Origin of the sequence: Pseudoalteromonas peptidolytica, from assembly GCF_012641745.1 — a bacterium.
Classification (GTDB): Bacteria; Pseudomonadota; Gammaproteobacteria; order Enterobacterales; family Alteromonadaceae; genus Pseudoalteromonas; species Pseudoalteromonas peptidolytica.
In genome coordinates this window covers 1-252 of sequence record NZ_WEHZ01000111.1, presented here as the reverse complement: position 1 = coordinate 252, position 252 = coordinate 1, and the positions used below count along the sequence as shown (strand labels likewise).

Annotated in this window: 1 protein-coding gene; it reads right to left on the bottom strand. The window is 38.9% G+C overall.

Annotation, left to right across the window (positions count from 1 at the left end):
- Positions 1-107: 107 nt before the first annotated feature.
- On the bottom strand, positions 108-252 hold a 145-nt coding region (locus F9Y84_RS21940), incomplete at its 5' end, for an integrase core domain-containing protein (RefSeq protein ID WP_168756808.1).

Here is a 252-nt window from a genome sequence, read left to right as displayed (position 1 = left end):
AGAACGCCATTTGAAACATTGCTTGATGGAAAATCAATTTGGGCTGAGAAAAATTTAGCTCAAATCTAAACTGACAGCCACCGATTGAAAAACGGGTAACTGTCAGATCAAGTCTGAGCTAGTACATCTAATCGCCAGAACCACACCATTTCTTTTACTTGATTGATACTTTCAAACAAGTAAGCATCTAAAAATTCTCGTCTAAATGAGCCATTAAACCGCTCAACAAACCCGTTTTGCTGTGGCTTCCCT